This window comes from Pantoea sp. SGAir0430 (assembly GCF_043549295.1).
Map to the genome: position 1 here is coordinate 441,284 of NZ_CP039427.1, position 15,533 is coordinate 456,816.

The window sequence follows — 15,533 nt, forward strand, 5'->3', positions numbered from 1 at the left end:
TTGTGGTCAGTCGATCCGGATAATACGCTTTTCTGCCCGGTCATAATACGCAAGGATGAGCCTGTCGAAGAGGATGACGTCAATGCCGTCGTCCACTTCCAGGAACCGCACGTACTCGCCCCGTAACGCTGCGCTCAGGAAGGTCCGCCCGTTCAGCCTCAGGTCGCCTTTTTCACCGACTTTGTACAGCTTCGCCCCCTCCGGATAACCCACCTCCGGCACTTTTCCGTTCCATTTCCGCGCTGAAGGCGTCCATATTTTTGCGGGCGGCTGCTGCCCGTGTGCCTCATGCGGCTTTTCCTGATTGAACTCGTTCCGCCATCCGCTGCACCACGCCTGCTGCTCTGGCAGCGAGCCAAAGACGTCGTGATGGCTCATGGCGACCTTCAGCGACCGGTGCATCCGCTCGTGGCGGGCGTTCTGCCCCGGACAGCCCGGTGCGGTTCTTTCCGGCTGTATCCCCAGTTTTATCAGCCACACGCTCAGCTGCGTCAGCGCGAGGATGCCCGGCGCAACGAAGGGCGAGCCGTTGTCGGTGCGGATAACGTCGGGCAGCCCGCCTTCCAGGAAGGCCTTTTCCATGCAGCCGCGCACGAACACCGTGGTCTCCGACGTGCCCGGCTCGCAGGACAGCAGGTAGCGGCTGTGGTTATCGGTGAGCGTGAAGGGGCGGCACCAGCTGCCGTCTTTCAGGCGGAAGCGCCCTTTAAAATCAGCGCTCCAGACGTGGTTATTCCTCACGGGTGTCGTGAGACTGCGCAGGTTGCCCGGCGTTCGCTTACGCGGCGTCCGCGGCTGCACCATTCCCGCCGCCTTCAGCAGGTCGCCGATGGTGCTGGCGGCGGGCACGATGAAGTCAGCGCCGTTGCTGAGGAACCAGTGGCGGATTTTTTTTGGCCCCCAGTCGGGGTGCTGCTGGCGGAACTGAACAAGGCGCGCGGCGATGTCGGGGGCGATTTTATCGGGCTGGAGATGGCGGGCGCGGGAGAGATTTTCAAGCGAGGAGAGCTCGCCGGGGTTAAAGCGGCTGAGCCACTTGTAGCCGGTTTTGCGGCTGATGCCGTGGCGGTGACACAGCTGCGTCATGGATTCCCCGCCTGCCTGGCAGGCGAGGATGAATTCAAGGCGTTGCATGGTAACAGTCTCAGTCCAGGGCATAGTGAGTCTCCTCTGCTATGCCGTTTATAACTGTTACCCATGTGCCCGGTCTAAAGTGTTACCCATGTGGCCGGTTTGTACCTTGATGCGCACCGGCAGCATCGCCGCGATCCTGCTTAACTCGCCAACGTCAGATCCGGCTGCTGGCCTCTCGCCGATTATTTCCGCAGCTTCTCTTCCAGCTCGAGCAACTGCTCCGGTGTGACCGCCGGGTAGCTCTGGGCATCTTCCGGCACTTCATGCACCGCCGGAATCGGCACCAGCGGGCCAAGGAAACGCGGCTCGCGCTTCATCAGATAGAGATCCGCCAGCGCACCGAGACGCGCACCCACCTCGCGGAACCGCACCGACAGCATATTCTTGGGCGACGGCACGGCGTAGCACTGCGCCTGAATGCCCAGATGCTGGGCGATATACAGTGCGCGTTCACAGTGGAAGCGCTGGGTAATGATGATGAAGTCGTTGGTGTCGAAGACTTTGCGCGTGCGCACAATCGAATCCAGCGTACGGAAACCGGCATAATCCAGCACGATGTCCGAGGGATCGACGCCGGCTTTGATTAAATCGCGTCGCATGGTCATCGGCTCGTTGTAGCTCTGCAGCGCATTATCGCCGCTCAGCAGCAGATAATTCACCTTGCCGCTGTTGTAAGCGTTGAGCGCGCCCTGAATGCGATACAGGTAATACTGATTGATGACGCCGGTGCGGTAATACTTGGCGGTGCCCAGCACCACGCCGACCTGGCGATGCGGCAGCGAAGCGACATCTTCATAAATAAACGGCGCGGTTCGCCAGCTAATCCAGCGATCGAGGCCGAGCGCGGTCGCCATCACCAGTAAGATGATGATAAACAGACCAAAGAAAACGCGTTTAAGTATGCGCACGGGCACTCGGTTGACGAAAATTCAGATGGGTCAAGGCTACTTGAGGCGGCACGGCTAAGCAAGTTCGCGCCGGTCGGCTGGCGTTTTTTTAAGCGCTGCCGCACCTGAAGCGTGCGGCAGCGTCGGTTGGCAATTAAATCGAGGTACGGCGGTAGTGACGATACTGCGGCAGCCAGAAGTTGTTGTTGATGGCTTTCGACAGCACGTCCTCGGAGGTGACCACCGCTACGCCCGCCAGCTGCGCCGCTTTGCCCACTTCCATGGCGATCACTTTGGAGACGCCCTGGATGTCCTTAATCTCTGGCAGCACCGGACCTTCACCGTCGTTAACCAGCGGTGAGCAGTCAGCCAGCGCGCGGCTGGCGGTCATCAGCATCGAATCCGTTACGCGGGTGGCACCGGCAGCGATAACGCCGAGACCGATACCCGGGAAGATATAGGAGTTGTTGCACTGGGCAATCGGGTAGGTTTTGCCTTTCCAGGTGACCGGTGCAAACGGGCTGCCGGTGGCGACCAGCGCGTCACCGTCGGTCCAGGCGATGATATCAGCCGGGGTCGCTTCCACGCGTGAGGTCGGGTTCGAGAGCGGCATCACGATCGGGCGTTTGCAGTGCTTGTGCATCTCGCGAATGATCTCTTCGGTGAACAGTCCCGGCTGGCCGGAAACGCCGATCAGGATATCCGGCCGGGCATTGCGCACCACGTCGAGCAGTGAAATCGAATCGCTGGTGACGTCCCAGTCTTTCAGATTGTCGCTCTTCTGCACCAGCTTGCTCTGGAAATCGAGCAGGTTAGGCAATTTGTCAGTGAGCAGGCCGAAACGGTCTACCATCATCACGCGCGCGCGCGCTTCATCATCGCTCAGGCCTTCAGATTTCATCTGTGCGACGATCTGCTCGGCGATACCGCAGCCGGCGGAACCGGCACCGAGGAACACCACTTTCTGCTCGCACAGACGGCTGCCTGCAGCGCGGCTGGCGGCGATCAGCGTGCCCACCGTGACAGCGGCCGTGCCCTGAATATCATCATTGAAGCAGCAGATCTCATCGCGGTAACGCTCCAGCAGCGGCATGGCGTTTTTCTGCGCGAAATCTTCAAACTGCAGCAGCACGTTTGGCCAGCGGCGCTTCACCGCCTGAATGAATTCATCAACGAAGGCTTCGTACTCTTCGCCAGTGATGCGCGGATGACGCCAGCCCATGTAGAGCGGATCGTTGAGCAGTTGCTGATTATTGGTGCCGACATCCAGCACCACCGGCAGGGTGTAGGCCGGGCTGATGCCACCACACGCGGTGTACAGCGACAGCTTACCGATAGGAATGCCCATGCCGCCAATGCCCAGGTCGCCGAGGCCGAGAATACGCTCGCCGTCGGTGACCACGATGACTTTGACATTCTGCTTGGTGGCGTTTTGCAGCATGTCTTCAATGCGGTCGCGGTTGTTGTAGGAGATAAACACCCCGCGCGCGCGACGGTAAATTTCTGAGAAGTGCTCGCAGGCCGCGCCAACCGTTGGGGTGTAGATGATCGGCATCATCTCTTCCAGGTGGTTGTCCAGCAGGCGATAGAATAGCGTTTCGTTGGTGTCCTGGATGTTGCGCAGGTAGACGTGCTTGTCGTTATTGTTTTTGAAGTCCAGGAACTGACGCCAGGCGCGCTCGGCCTGCTCTTCGATGGTTTCTACGGCGTCTGGCAGCAGGCCATTGAGGTTAAATTCGTTACGTTCTTCCAGCGAGAAGGCGCTGCCTTTGTTCAACAGCGGAAATTCCAGCAGGATCGGACCCGCGTAAGGAATATACAGCGGACGTTTACTTTCGTACTCGAGTTCCATGCAGTGTTTGCTCCGGTTGCAGTGTTTTCTGACGTGTCGCCAGCAAGAAGGTAACGCCAGACCCGTTTATTGTGAAGTTCTGGCGCCCGATCCTATGAAAATTCCTGCAGATGTACAGCTTTTGTTAATAGAAGGTCACAAAAGCGGTAAAAGGATCACTAAACTGTTGGTTTCGAAACTAAAGTAACTGAGAAATTGCTGCAGCCGAGCGCGGCGAGGGTGGTGCGGGTGGCATCAAACTGGCTCAGCGTGGCGTCGGCGCTTTCTGCCAGCACCGCCTGCTGAATCTCCTCCATCGCTTCGTTGTGCATATTCATCAGAATCAGCGCGGCCTGTAATGGCGGCAGGCTCGGATTAAAGGCGGCATTTTCGGCATAGCGCCCGGTGTAAATCTGGCCGCTGCGGCTCTGCAACGCCACGCCGCTATAACTCTGGCTGTAGGGTGCGTGGCTGCGGCTGGCGGCATCAATCGCGGCCTGCTGCAGCACATCGCCCTGCGGCAGGAAACCGTGGTCGACGGGGGTCAGCAGCCGTTCGCTGATATTGAGATCGGCCGGGCCAAAGGCATCGGGTAAATAGTCGGCCAGCGTGCTGACCGCGCGGCCCGGCAGGCTGATGCGAATCGCCGTACCGCTATTGAGTTCATTCATAAACTGGCGGCAGTGTCCGCACGGCGTGTAGTTGACGGTGATGGTCGCCAGCTGCGCTTCGCCCCGCAGCCAGGCATGCGTGACTGCGCTCTGCTCGGCGTGGACCGTTTGCTGCAGCGGCGCATGTAAAAACTCCATGTTGGCACCGAAATACCAGTGGCCACTGATGCCGCGCGCAATAGCGCCCACGTTAAAGTGCGAAACCGGTGCCACGGCACAACAGGCGGCAATCGGCAGCAGTGCGAGTGCCAGCGCATCATCATCCAGACCGGTTGCCTGTTGCAGCTGAGTCACCTCCTGCGGTCGCAGCACGCCGTGAAAATCAGCGGCGTCCAGCAGCGGCTGGAGCGCGCTCTGCAGCGCAGCGGGCAGGGCAGAGAAAGCGGAAGTGAATCGTGCATGCATGATGTTATGGCCTCATTTACTCGTGAGCGGCGAAGCGCCGCCTCAAGGTTTATATGTGATCCATGTCGCTATGACAATGCAAGCTGATTGGCTTGTTTCAACTTTGCGAGATCTCTCGCAAGTTTTACCCCAGCCAGCGCATCAGCAAAGGAAAAATGAAGGGCGCCAGTAACGAAGTGATGATGCCGCAGATTACCAGCGCCAGTGAGCTGAAAGCGCCTTCCTGATAGTCAATCTCCGCGGCGCGCGCGGTGCCGAGCGCATGTGACGCGTTGCCAATCGCCAGTCCGCGTGAGGACTTGCTGCGCACTTTAAACAGATTCAGCAGCATGTGACCAAACACCGCACCCAGTACGCCAGCAATCAACACGCAAATGGCGCTGATGGCCGGAATACCGTGTAGCGAGCCAGACACTGCCATGGCGATGGGCGTGGTCACCGACTTCGGCAGGATGGTGGCCGCGATTTCCGGCGTCGCTCCCATCCACAGCGCGATCGCCGTGCCGGACACCATGGCGGTAATGCTGCCGATAAAACAGACGCTGATGATGGTTTTCCAGCGCGCGCGAATCTGGTGCATCTGCTCATACAGCGGCAGCGCCAGCGCCACCACGGCGGGCTGCAGCAGCTGATTAAGCAGCGCGCTGCCGGCGAAATAGCGCGCGTAGGGCAGGTGCGTCAGCAGCAGCAGTGGAATAATGATCGCCATGGCTACCAGCAGCGGGTTGACGATGGAGAGGTTGATTCTGGCTGCCAGACGGCGTGCCAGCAGATACGCCACCACAGTAAGCGGCAGTGACCACCAGGCGTCACTCATGGCCAGACTCCTTCGGACGCTGCAGGCGCTCGGCGCTCAGGCCGACAATCAGTAATACCAGCAGGGTGCTGACCATGCAGGAGACGACAATCGGGCCAAACTGTGCGCTGAGGATATCGGTGTAGCCCATCACGCCAACGCTGATCGGTACAAACAGCAGCGCCATGTAGCGGATCAACAGCTGACAGCCGGGTTTCACCCACGTTACCGGGATAATCTGCAGCGCCAGCAGGGCAAACAGCAACAGCATGCCAAGGATGCTGCCGGGAATGGTGAATGGCAGCAGGGCGGTAAGGCCGTTGCCGGCATACAGCGCGGCATAGACGATGGCAAAGGCGCGCAGATAGCGCCAGCAGGCAGATAGCACGGTGGGCATGTCAGGCTCCTGTTTTCGTGGCGCTTCATCATACGCATTAAGCGCTTAGCGTGCTAGCGATCACACTGGAATGCAGATTCAGGATTTCAACACCTTTGCTTTGAAGATGCGCAAAGCGGCGTAAGCTGGTGGGCAGAGCGAAGGAGCAGCGATGAACCACACCGTGCAACCGCAGCGCGCGCTGCGAAAGGCGATGCCGCAAGCGGAGCAAAAACTATGGCGCTATTTACGCAACCGAAATGTATGTGGCGCGAAGTTTCGCCGCCAGCATCCAATAGGAGGGTACATCGTTGATTTTGCTTGTGTTGAGCAATCGCTGATCGTGGAACTGGATGGTGGACAGCACAATGCGCCTGAAGATCAGGCTTACGATGCCCGGCGCACGGCATATTTACAGCGCTGCGGCTGGCGCGTAATTCGCTTCTGGAATCATCAGGTGTTTAATGAGTTCGAGGCGGTGATGGCGGAGATCTATCGCTGTCTGATGCTGGCGCGATGAGCGCGGTGCGGTTTTCCCCTCACCCCAGCCCTCTCCCGCAGGCGGGAGAGGGGGTAGTCTTGCGCGGGGTTTTGCTATGTGCAGGTTTGATACATGGGTAACGACGTGCGCTGTTCGGCCCCACTGGCAAAAGCGGATGAGGGAGACAATCGAGCGAGGTGCAGGCCTGGCTCTGAACCCAAACCCCGCACTCAGCAGTTCCCTCTCCCGTAAGCGGGAGAGGAGGTAGACTTGTGCGGTGTTTTGCTATGTGCAGGACTGGCTCTGAACCCAAACCCCGCACTTAACGGTTCCCTCTCCCGTAAGCGGGAGAGGGTTAGGGTGAGGGCCAGCGCGCACTGACCTTTACTTCACCGGCATACCCGGCTGGGCACCGCTATCCACTGACAGCACAAACAGATCTTTGCCGCCAGGGCCGGCAGACAGCACCATGCCTTCGGACACGCCAAAACGCATTTTGCGCGGCGCCAGGTTAGCGACGATGATGGTCATCTTGCCCACCAGCACCGACGGATCCGGATAAGCGGCGCGAATGCCGGAGAAAATCTGGCGCTTCTCGCCACCCAGATCCAGCTGCAGACGCAGTAGCTTATCGGAACCTTCTACCAGCTCAGCCTGCTCGATCAGCGCTACGCGCATGTCGACTTTGGCGAAGTCATCAATGGTGATGGTCTCGCCAATTGGTGCATCGGCCAGCGGACCGCTTGCCGCCGGCTGGTTCGCCGCTGCTGCGTCCTCTTTCGAAGCCGCAATCAGCGCCTCCACTTTTGCCATCTCAATACGACCATACAGCGCTTTAAACGGCGCTACGCTGTGGTTGAGCAGCGGCTGCGCAATGCCATCCCAGCTCAGTTCGCTTTGCAGGAAGGCTTCAGTGCGCTCGCTCAGCGACGGCAGCACCGGCTTCAGCCAGGTCATCAGCACGCGGAACAGGTTGATACCCATAGAGCAAATCGCCTGCAGGTCGGCATCGCGGCCTTCCTGTTTCGCCACCACCCACGGTGCCTGCTCGTCAACGTAGCGGTTGGCCAGGTCGGCCAGCGCCATGATCTCGCGGATCGCACGGTTGTATTCGCGGCTGGCCCAGGCTTCACCAATCTTCTCTGACGCATCAACAAAGGTCTGATACAGCGCCGGATCCGCCAGTTCGCTTGCCAGCTGGCCGTTGAAGCGTTTGGTGATAAAGCCGGCGTTGCGTGAGGCGAGGTTCACCACTTTATTAACGATGTCAGCGTTCACGCGCTGGACGAAATCTTCCAGATTAAGGTCAATATCGTCGATGCGCGAAGAGAGCTTGGCCGCGTAATAGTAACGCAGGCTGTCGGCATCAAGGTGCTGCAGCCATGTGCTGGCTTTGATGAAGGTGCCGCGCGATTTCGACATCTTCGCGCCGTTCACCGTGACATAACCATGCACAAACAGGTTGGTTGGCTTGCGGAAATTGCTGCCTTCCAGCATCGCTGGCCAGAACAGGCTGTGGAAATAGACGATGTCTTTGCCGATGAAGTGATACAGCTCGGTGCTGGAATCTTTCTTCCAGAACTCGTCGAAATCGATGTCGCCGCGTTTGTCGCACAGGTTCTTGAACGACCCCATATAGCCGATTGGCGCATCCAGCCAGACGTAGAAGTATTTGCCCGGCGCGCCAGGGATCTCGAAGCCGAAGTACGGCGCATCGCGGGAGATATCCCACTGTTGCAAACCGGCTTCAAACCATTCCTGCATCTTGTTCGCCACCTGCTCCTGCAGCGCGCCGGAGCGCGTCCACGCCTGCAGCATCGCGCTGAAGGACGGCAGATCGAAGAAGAAGTGTTCAGAATCGCGCATCACCGGCGTCGCACCTGACACCACCGATTTCGGCTCAATCAGCTCGGTCGGGCTGTAAGTCGCGCCGCACACTTCGCAGTTATCGCCGTACTGATCGGGCGATTTACATTTCGGACAGGTGCCTTTGACGAAGCGGTCAGGCAGGAACATGCCTTTTTCCGGATCGTACAGCTGCGAAATGGTGCGGTTTTTAATGAAACCGTTCTCTTTCAGGCGCGTGTAAATCAGCTCAGACAGCTGGCGGTTTTCGTCGCCGTGCGTGGAGTGATAATTGTCATAGCTGATGTTGAAACCCGCGAAATCGGTCTCATGCTCCTGCTTCATTTCCGCAATCATCTGCTCCGGCGCGATACCCAGCTGCTGGGCTTTCAGCATGATCGGCGTGCCGTGGGCGTCGTCCGCACAGATGAAGAACACCTGATTGCCACGCATTCGCTGGTAACGGACCCACACGTCAGCCTGAATGTGTTCAAGCATGTGACCTAAGTGGATAGAGCCGTTTGCGTACGGCAGGGCGCACGTTACCAGTAGTTTTTTAGCGACTTGAGTCATAATTTGCGTAGCATTCCGTGAATAAAAAATCGGGCTTAGATGTTAACCGAAGCACCCTCTGGCGTAAACACAGCAGCTCGGCCACGTCACTTTTAGCGCCTATCTGATATGATTGATGGCACACCGCCATCGTCTGGCGTCATGACTAAATAAGGAGTTGGGATGACCGCACAATCCCGGGACCATCATTCACCTGAAGCGTTGCGCGCCGTGGTTATCGGCGTGCTGAGCGAGTTTGAGCATCCGACGTTGCAACACAATCTGACTACCCTCAAAGCGCTGCGCCACGTGGCGCTGCTCGACGACAAGCTGCACATTGAACTGGTGATGCCATTTGTCTGGGCCAGCGCGTTTGAAGCGCTGAAAGCCCAGACCAGCGCGGAACTGCTGCGCCTGACCAACACGCGCGCCATCGACTGGCGGCTGCGTCATGACATCGCCACCCTGAAACGCGTGAAAAATCAGCCGGGCGTCAACGGCGTGAAAAACATCGTCGCCGTCAGCTCCGGTAAAGGTGGCGTGGGCAAATCCAGCACTGCCGTGAATATGGCGCTGGCGCTGGCGGCCGAAGGAGCGCGCGTCGGTATTCTTGATGCGGATATTTACGGTCCGTCGATCCCGGACATGCTCGGCACCGAAAAGCAGCGTCCCACCTCGCCGGATGGCACGCACATGGCGCCGATCATGGCGCACGGCCTGGCAACCAACTCTATCGGCTATCTGGTGACCGACGATAACGCCATGGTGTGGCGCGGACCGATGGCCAGCAAGGCGCTGATGCAGCTGCTGAATGAAACGCTGTGGCCGGATCTCGATTACCTGATTCTGGATATGCCGCCGGGCACCGGTGACATTCAGCTGACGCTGGCGCAGAACGTGCCGGTGACCGGCGCGCTGGTGGTGACCACGCCGCAGGACATTGCGCTGATTGATGCGCGCAAGGGCATGGTGATGTTCGAAAAAGTCAGCGTGCCGGTGCTGGGCGTGGTGGAAAACATGAGCATGCACATCTGCAGCGAATGCGGCCATCACGAGCCGATTTTTGGTACTGGCGGTGCGCAGAAGCTGGCTGAGGATTATCACACCCGCCTGCTGGCTCAGCTGCCGCTGCACATTAATCTGCGCGAAGATCTCGACGATGGTGAACCGACCGTGATTCGCCGTCCGGAGAGTGAATTCACCGCGCTGTATCGTGAACTTGCGGGCCGGGTTGCCGCCCAGCTTTACTGGCAGGGTGAGGTGATTCCGGGCGACATCGCCTTCCGCGCGGTTTAAGCCTTAGCTGCCGCTGGTGCGTGACGCCAGCGGCAGGTGCATCAACACGTACTGGCCCTGTTCACTCTCTCCCAGCGCTTCGCGCTGCCAGCCGTGCTGCTGATAAAACTGCAGCGCCGCTTCGTTCTGTAGCAGACATTTCAGCGCGCCGGTGGAGGTAAAACGCTGCTGCACCGCGTTCAGCAGTGCACTGCCGACGCCCTGGCCCTGAAAGGCCGGATCAACATACAAACTGTGCAAAAAATTATCGTTGTCCATTACGCCAGCAAAGCCTGCGCGGTGGCCATCGATCTCCGCCACCAGTACCGTTTCACCGGGAATAATCGCGTCGAAATCTTCAAGCTGCCAGTCGTCGCCGGCCAGCCATGTCCAGTTATGACGGCGCGCCGCGAGATACAGCGTGCGTAGAAAAGGGCGGTCGGCTTCTTCAAAAAGACGAATTTTCACTTCCAGACTCCATAACGAGTAAGCGGGCACGTTTTGTAGCGGCGTTGTGCACGCAGTAAAATCGTGCAGCAAAGATGATTGAATGTTTATAAAAAAATAGCAGTTGCCGTGCGCAAAGATAAAGCCTGTTAACTCTGCGGCTTTTCTGTGTAGAATGCCGCGGCAAGCCGCATCAAATCTGGCGTCGGCACTTTGATAGCTTTTGATTATCTGATTGATAACGTCTGCATATTAGAAGTTGGCCCGAAAATTATGTAGCCTGCATCACATCTTTTTAACGGAGGTCACCCATGTCTATCATCAATACCAAAATCAAACCGTTCAAAAACGCTGCATTCAAAAATGGCGAATTCATCGACGTAACCGAGAAAGACGTTGAAGGTAAATGGAGTGTTTTCTTCTTCTACCCGGCTGACTTCACCTTTGTATGCCCGACTGAACTGGGTGACGTGGCAGACCACTACGAAGAGTTCCAGAAACTGGGCGTAGACATCTACTCCGTTTCAACTGACACGCACTTTACCCACAAAGCCTGGCACGGTTCTTCAGACACCATCGCGAAAATTCAGTATGCGATGATCGGCGACCCGACCGGTGCTCTGACCCGTAACTTCGAAATCATGCGTGAAGCAGAAGGTCTGGCTGACCGCGGTACCTTCATCGTTGACCCGGAAGGCATCATCCAGGCCATCGAAATCACTGCAGAAGGCATCGGCCGTGACGCATCTGACCTGCTGCGTAAAGTGAAAGCGGCTCAGTACGTGGCTTCTCACCCAGGTGAAGTTTGCCCGGCTAAATGGAAAGAAGGCGACGCAACGCTGGCTCCATCACTGGACCTGGTTGGCAAAATCTAAGTCACCTACGCCCTTTGATCTTTCTTCCATCGGGTGCTGCGGCACCCGATTTTCTTCACAGGAACTCACTATGCTCGACACCAATTTAAAAATCCAGCTCAAGGCCTACCTTGAGAAACTAACGAAACCGGTTGAGTTGATTGCCACACTGGACGATGGCGCAAAATCCGCAGAGATCCGTACTCTGCTGACCGATATCGCGAGTCTGTCTGATAAAGTCAGCTTCCGTGAAGAGAACGATCAACCGGTACGTAAGCCATCATTCCTGATTACTAACCCAGGCAGCCACAGCGGTCCGCGCTTTGCCGGTTCGCCAATGGGCCACGAATTTACCTCACTGGTGCTGGCACTGCTGCAGACCGGTGGACATCCGTCGAAAGAGGCGCAGAGCCTGCTGGATCAGGTTGTTGCGCTGGACAGCGACCTGCATTTCGAAACCTATTATTCTCTGTCGTGCCACAACTGTCCTGACGTGGTACAGGCGCTGAACCTGATGGCGGTGCTCAATCCACGCATCCGTCATACCGCCATCGACGGTGGCATGTTCCAGAACGAGATCACCGAACGCAACGTCATGGGCGTGCCGGCGGTTTACCTCAACGGCAAAGAGTTCGGTCAGGGTCGCATGAGCCTGGCAGAAATCGTCGGTAAGGTAGACACCAACGCGGATAAGCGTGCGGCTGAAGAGCTGAACAAGCGTGATGCCTATGAAGTGCTGATCGTCGGCAGCGGCCCGGCGGGCGCTGCGGCGGCCATCTACTCGGCGCGTAAAGGCATCCGTACCGGCCTGATGGGCGAGCGCTTTGGCGGCCAGGTGCTGGACACCGTTGACATTGAAAACTACATCTCCGTGCCGAAAACCGAAGGGGCCAAGCTCGCCGGTTCCCTGCGTGCGCACGTTGATGACTATGACGTGGACGTGATCGACACCCAGAGCGCCATCAAGCTGATTCCGGCAGCCAAAGAGGGTGGCCTGCACGCCATCGAAACCGCTTCCGGCGCAGTGCTGAAATCACGCAGCATCATCATTGCTACCGGCGCACGCTGGCGCAACATGGGCGTTCCGGGCGAAGAGCAGTATCGCACCAAAGGTGTAACCTACTGCCCGCACTGTGACGGCCCGCTGTTTAAAGGCAAACGCACGGCGGTGATCGGCGGCGGTAACTCCGGCGTTGAAGCGGCCATCGATCTGGCCGGTATTGTCGAGCACGTCACGCTGCTGGAGTTCGCCAGCGAAATGCGCGCCGATAAAGTGCTGCAGGATAAACTGCGCAGCCTGAAAAACGTCGATGTGATCCTCAACGCGCAGACCACCGAAGTGAAAGGCGACGGCAGTAAAGTTACCGGTCTGACCTACATCGACCGCAATAACCAGACCAGCCACGAACTGGCGCTGAGCGGTATCTTCGTCCAGATTGGTCTGCTGCCTAACACCAACTGGCTGGAAGGCGCGGTAGAGCGCAACCGCATGGGCGAGATCCTGATCGACGCCAAAGGCGAAACCAGCCTGAAAGGCGTATTTGCCGCCGGCGACTGCACCACGGTGCCGTACAAGCAGATCATCATTGCCAGCGGGGAAGGGGCCAAAGCGTCACTGAGCGCGTTTGATTACCTGATCCGCACCAAACCGGCTGAATAAGTTTTGCGATAGCCACGCAAGCGCCCTGCAACCTGTGTTGCGGGGCTTTTTTTTATCCCAGCCAGCGACGCGCCTGTTCATCGCTGATATCGCGATAATAAATTTTATGGATGCGCTCGCCGCAGCGTTTGCATTCGGCTTCGAGGTACGTGGAGTACCGGTAACGGCCGCCGGGGGCAACGGCGCCTTGACGGGAAATGGTGATATTGTGCCAGTGGTGCGCGTGCGGAAGAAAACTGAATAAAGTCATTAGCGATTCCGGGTGAAGGTGAAACAGCGGTCTTCAAATCCGGAAGGGAATTAGGCCGTGTTACGCCGCCGGCCGGTTTGATATTAATCAAGTTGCGCGCTTTCTCCTCTTTATTTCCCGCCTACTGCCCCGGCAGATTAAATTAACTATCCTTATGAATTTTCGGTATTTTGGGGAAATTGATCTCCATCGATTTGTTTGTATTTTCCTGATGATCAAAAAATCATGAAAATTGATGGCGCACGTATTTTTGCTCATCGTTGTCCGGCAAATAAAGCGCACCCGCCGCAGGATTTACAACTTTAAGCTGACCCTTTATGCTGTGAAGGCACGTCTGACACGGACGTGCATGACTCGGGGTGCCCTTCTTTGTGAAGGCTGAGAAATACCCGTAATACCTGATCTGGATAATGCCAGCGTAGGGAAGTCAGATGCCTGACCGCATTCGCCTTCCTGATTGCCGGTTGGGAGCCTTATGACACAGCCTGACCCTCTTTCCCCGGCGCAACTCGCGCACTCTCTGCAACTGCTGCGGCAGCAGGCACCGCTGGTGCACTGTATGACCAACGACGTGGTGCAAACCTTTACCGCCAACGTGCTGCTGGCACTGCAGGCTTCGCCCGCGATGGTGATTGATGGCGATGAAGCGGCGCAGTTTGCCGGTTTTGCCGATGCGCTGCTGATCAACGTCGGTACGTTAACCCGTGAGCGCCGCGATGCGATGCTGGCGGCGGTACAGGCCGCTAACCAGGCCGGCACACCGTGGACGCTCGATCCGGTGGCGGTAGGCGCGCTAACCCTGCGTACGGAATTCTGTCAGCAGCTGCTGAGCCTGCGACCGGCGGCCATTCGCGGCAACGCTTCAGAAATTCTCGCCTTAGCCCACCAGGGCACAGGTGGACGCGGTGTGGATAGCGCGCATCAGGCCGATGCCGCACTGAACGCTGCGCAGCAGCTGGCGCAACGCTGCACCACTATCGTCGCGGTAACCGGCGAAGTCGATTACGTCACCGATGGCCGCCAGACGCTGGCAATACCCGGCGGCAGCCCGCTAATGACGCGCGTGGTCGGCACCGGTTGTGCGCTATCCGCCGTAGTCGCGGCGTGCAGCAGCCTGCCGGGCGAGCGCATCCAGCACGTGGCAGCGGCCTGCCGCGTAATGTCACTGGCGGGAGAGCAGGCCGCGCGCAGCGTGGCAGGGCCGGGCAGCTTCGTCGCCGCTTTTCTCGATGCGCTGTGGACGCTGGAGGTGGCGGCATGAAACGCATCAATGCATTGACCATTGCCGGCACCGATCCCAGCGGTGGCGCGGGTATCCAGGCGGATCTGAAAGCGTTTTCCGCGCTCGGCGCGTACGGCACCAGCGTGATTACCGCGCTGGTGGCACAGAACACCCGCGGCGTGCAGTCGGTGTATCGCATCGAACCGGCATTTGTCGCGGCGCAACTCGACTCGGTGCTGAACGACGTGCGCATTGACGCCGCCAAAATCGGTATGCTGGCGGAGACGGCGATCGTTGAGGTGGTGGCAGAGAAGCTGAAACGCGCCAGCCTGCCGTTTGTGGTGCTGGATACGGTGATGATTGCCAAAAGCGGCGATGCGCTGCTGTCGCACGATGCGGTAGCCAGCATTCGTGAACTGCTGCTGCCGCAGGTATCGCTGATCACGCCCAATCTGCCGGAAGCCGCGGCGCTGCTGGGTTGCCGCATGGCGCAGGACGAGGCGAGTATGCTGCAGCAGGGCGATGCGCTGCTGGAACTGGGCTGCGAAGCGGTGCTGATGAAGGGCGGTCATCTCAGCGATGCGGAAAGCCCGGACTGGCTGATCACCCACGCCGGCCGCCAGCGCTTTACCGCACCGCGCGTTAACACCCGTCATACGCACGGCACTGGCTGTACGCTGTCGGCGGCGCTGGCGGCATTGCGACCGCGCCATGCGGACTGGGCGGGCACCGTAGCGGAGGCCAAGGCCTGGCTGCAGCAGGCGCTGCTACACGCCGATTCGCTGGAGGTCGGCCACGGCATTGGGCCGGTGCATCATTTCCATCAGTGGTGGTAGGGCGTAACGCC

The 15,533-nt window shown here is 58.5% G+C and carries 15 protein-coding genes and 1 riboswitch; of the genes, 6 read left to right on the forward strand and 9 right to left on the reverse strand.

What is annotated here, in order from left to right; all coding sequences use genetic code 11:
• Positions 1-6: 6 nt before the first annotated feature.
• From E7738_RS02165 to E7738_RS02190, 6 genes are all read right to left on the reverse strand, one after another.
• Positions 7-1,134 (reverse strand): DDE-type integrase/transposase/recombinase, encoded by a 1,128-nt coding sequence (locus tag E7738_RS02165; RefSeq protein ID WP_394515596.1) that lies wholly within the window; start codon positions 1,132-1,134, stop codon positions 7-9.
• Positions 1,135-1,316: 182 nt separating this feature from the next.
• On the reverse strand, positions 1,317-2,036 hold the full coding sequence (sanA, locus tag E7738_RS02170) for an outer membrane permeability protein SanA (protein ID WP_104093252.1): 720 nt from the start codon (positions 2,034-2,036) through the stop codon (positions 1,317-1,319).
• A 139-nt stretch (positions 2,037-2,175) separates the two neighbouring features.
• Positions 2,176-3,873, reverse strand: a complete 1,698-nt coding sequence (locus E7738_RS02175; RefSeq protein WP_021509286.1) for an NAD-dependent malic enzyme — start codon at positions 3,871-3,873, stop codon at positions 2,176-2,178.
• A 158-nt stretch (positions 3,874-4,031) separates the two neighbouring features.
• Positions 4,032-4,928 carry a cytidine deaminase gene (cdd, locus tag E7738_RS02180; RefSeq protein WP_394516049.1) on the reverse strand — a complete coding sequence of 299 codons (897 nt, stop codon included), beginning with the start codon at positions 4,926-4,928 and terminating at the stop codon, positions 4,032-4,034.
• A gap of 124 nt (positions 4,929-5,052) precedes the next feature.
• Entirely contained in the window at positions 5,053-5,745 is a 693-nt protein-coding gene (locus E7738_RS02185) for a CidB/LrgB family autolysis modulator (RefSeq protein WP_150058670.1), read from the reverse strand.
• On the reverse strand, positions 5,738-6,121 hold the full coding sequence (locus E7738_RS02190; RefSeq protein ID WP_278706839.1) for a CidA/LrgA family protein: 384 nt from the start codon (positions 6,119-6,121) through the stop codon (positions 5,738-5,740). The genes E7738_RS02185 and E7738_RS02190 overlap by 8 nt, the downstream gene beginning before the upstream one ends.
• A 151-nt stretch (positions 6,122-6,272) precedes the next feature.
• Here E7738_RS02190 and E7738_RS02195 point away from each other — a divergent pair, with 151 nt between their 5' ends.
• Complete coding sequence (locus tag E7738_RS02195) at positions 6,273-6,620, forward strand: endonuclease domain-containing protein (RefSeq protein WP_394516050.1); 348 nt, start codon at positions 6,273-6,275, stop codon at positions 6,618-6,620.
• Between the two features lie 345 nt (positions 6,621-6,965).
• On the opposite strand, the gene metG is transcribed toward E7738_RS02195, so the two are convergent.
• Complete coding sequence (gene metG, locus E7738_RS02200; RefSeq protein ID WP_031280054.1) at positions 6,966-8,999, reverse strand: methionine--tRNA ligase; 2,034 nt, start codon at positions 8,997-8,999, stop codon at positions 6,966-6,968.
• Between the two features lie 162 nt (positions 9,000-9,161).
• Here metG and apbC point away from each other — a divergent pair, with 162 nt between their 5' ends.
• Positions 9,162-10,274 (forward strand): iron-sulfur cluster carrier protein ApbC, encoded by a 1,113-nt coding sequence (apbC, locus tag E7738_RS02205; protein ID WP_394516051.1) that lies wholly within the window; start codon positions 9,162-9,164, stop codon positions 10,272-10,274.
• Positions 10,275-10,277: 3 nt separating this feature from the next.
• Here apbC and E7738_RS02210 read toward each other — a convergent pair whose 3' ends face one another.
• Positions 10,278-10,721, reverse strand: coding sequence for a GNAT family N-acetyltransferase (locus tag E7738_RS02210; RefSeq protein WP_058757267.1), 444 nt, complete (start codon positions 10,719-10,721; stop codon positions 10,278-10,280).
• 290 nt (positions 10,722-11,011) lie between these two features.
• Here E7738_RS02210 and ahpC point away from each other — a divergent pair, with 290 nt between their 5' ends.
• Positions 11,012-11,575 carry an alkyl hydroperoxide reductase subunit C gene (gene ahpC, locus E7738_RS02215; protein WP_010617942.1) on the forward strand — a complete coding sequence of 188 codons (564 nt, stop codon included), beginning with the start codon at positions 11,012-11,014 and terminating at the stop codon, positions 11,573-11,575.
• Positions 11,576-11,645: 70 nt separating this feature from the next.
• On the forward strand, positions 11,646-13,214 hold the full coding sequence (gene ahpF, locus E7738_RS02220; RefSeq protein ID WP_104188488.1) for an alkyl hydroperoxide reductase subunit F: 1,569 nt from the start codon (positions 11,646-11,648) through the stop codon (positions 13,212-13,214).
• Between the two features lie 52 nt (positions 13,215-13,266).
• Here ahpF and E7738_RS02225 read toward each other — a convergent pair whose 3' ends face one another.
• The gene (locus E7738_RS02225; protein ID WP_021509295.1) at positions 13,267-13,464 is read right to left on the reverse strand and encodes a hypothetical protein; all 198 of its coding nucleotides are present in this window, start codon (positions 13,462-13,464) and stop codon (positions 13,267-13,269) included.
• Between the two features lie 345 nt (positions 13,465-13,809).
• A riboswitch (TPP riboswitch) is annotated at positions 13,810-13,906 on the forward strand.
• Between the two features lie 33 nt (positions 13,907-13,939).
• Between E7738_RS02225 and thiM the strand changes: the two genes are divergently transcribed.
• Positions 13,940-14,725 (forward strand): hydroxyethylthiazole kinase, encoded by a 786-nt coding sequence (gene thiM / locus E7738_RS02230; RefSeq protein ID WP_159378519.1) that lies wholly within the window; start codon positions 13,940-13,942, stop codon positions 14,723-14,725.
• The gene (thiD, locus tag E7738_RS02235; RefSeq protein ID WP_394516052.1) at positions 14,722-15,522 is read left to right on the forward strand and encodes a bifunctional hydroxymethylpyrimidine kinase/phosphomethylpyrimidine kinase; all 801 of its coding nucleotides are present in this window, start codon (positions 14,722-14,724) and stop codon (positions 15,520-15,522) included. Before thiM ends, thiD begins: the two co-directional genes overlap by 4 nt.
• The last annotated feature ends 11 nt before the right edge of the window (positions 15,523-15,533 follow it).

Excerpts from the sequence above, each read along its gene's own strand:
- E7738_RS02165 (WP_394515596.1), bottom strand. The coding sequence starts at position 1,134 with ATGCAACGCCTTGAATTCATCCTCGCCTGCCAGGCAGGCGGGGAATCC.
- E7738_RS02175 (WP_021509286.1), bottom strand. The coding sequence starts at position 3,873 with ATGGAACTCGAGTACGAAAGTAAACGTCCGCTGTATATTCCTTACGCG.
- cdd (WP_394516049.1), bottom strand. The coding sequence starts at position 4,928 with ATGCATGCACGATTCACTTCCGCTTTCTCTGCCCTGCCCGCTGCGCTG.
- E7738_RS02185 (WP_150058670.1), bottom strand. The coding sequence starts at position 5,745 with ATGAGTGACGCCTGGTGGTCACTGCCGCTTACTGTGGTGGCGTATCTG.
- E7738_RS02190 (WP_278706839.1), bottom strand. The coding sequence starts at position 6,121 with ATGCCCACCGTGCTATCTGCCTGCTGGCGCTATCTGCGCGCCTTTGCC.
- E7738_RS02195 (WP_394516050.1), top strand. The coding sequence starts at position 6,273 with ATGAACCACACCGTGCAACCGCAGCGCGCGCTGCGAAAGGCGATGCCG.
- metG (WP_031280054.1), bottom strand. The coding sequence starts at position 8,999 with ATGACTCAAGTCGCTAAAAAACTACTGGTAACGTGCGCCCTGCCGTAC.
- apbC (WP_394516051.1), top strand. The coding sequence starts at position 9,162 with ATGACCGCACAATCCCGGGACCATCATTCACCTGAAGCGTTGCGCGCC.
- ahpC (WP_010617942.1), top strand. The coding sequence starts at position 11,012 with ATGTCTATCATCAATACCAAAATCAAACCGTTCAAAAACGCTGCATTC.
- ahpF (WP_104188488.1), top strand. The coding sequence starts at position 11,646 with ATGCTCGACACCAATTTAAAAATCCAGCTCAAGGCCTACCTTGAGAAA.
- E7738_RS02225 (WP_021509295.1), bottom strand. The coding sequence starts at position 13,464 with ATGACTTTATTCAGTTTTCTTCCGCACGCGCACCACTGGCACAATATC.
- thiM (WP_159378519.1), top strand. The coding sequence starts at position 13,940 with ATGACACAGCCTGACCCTCTTTCCCCGGCGCAACTCGCGCACTCTCTG.
- thiD (WP_394516052.1), top strand. The coding sequence starts at position 14,722 with ATGAAACGCATCAATGCATTGACCATTGCCGGCACCGATCCCAGCGGT.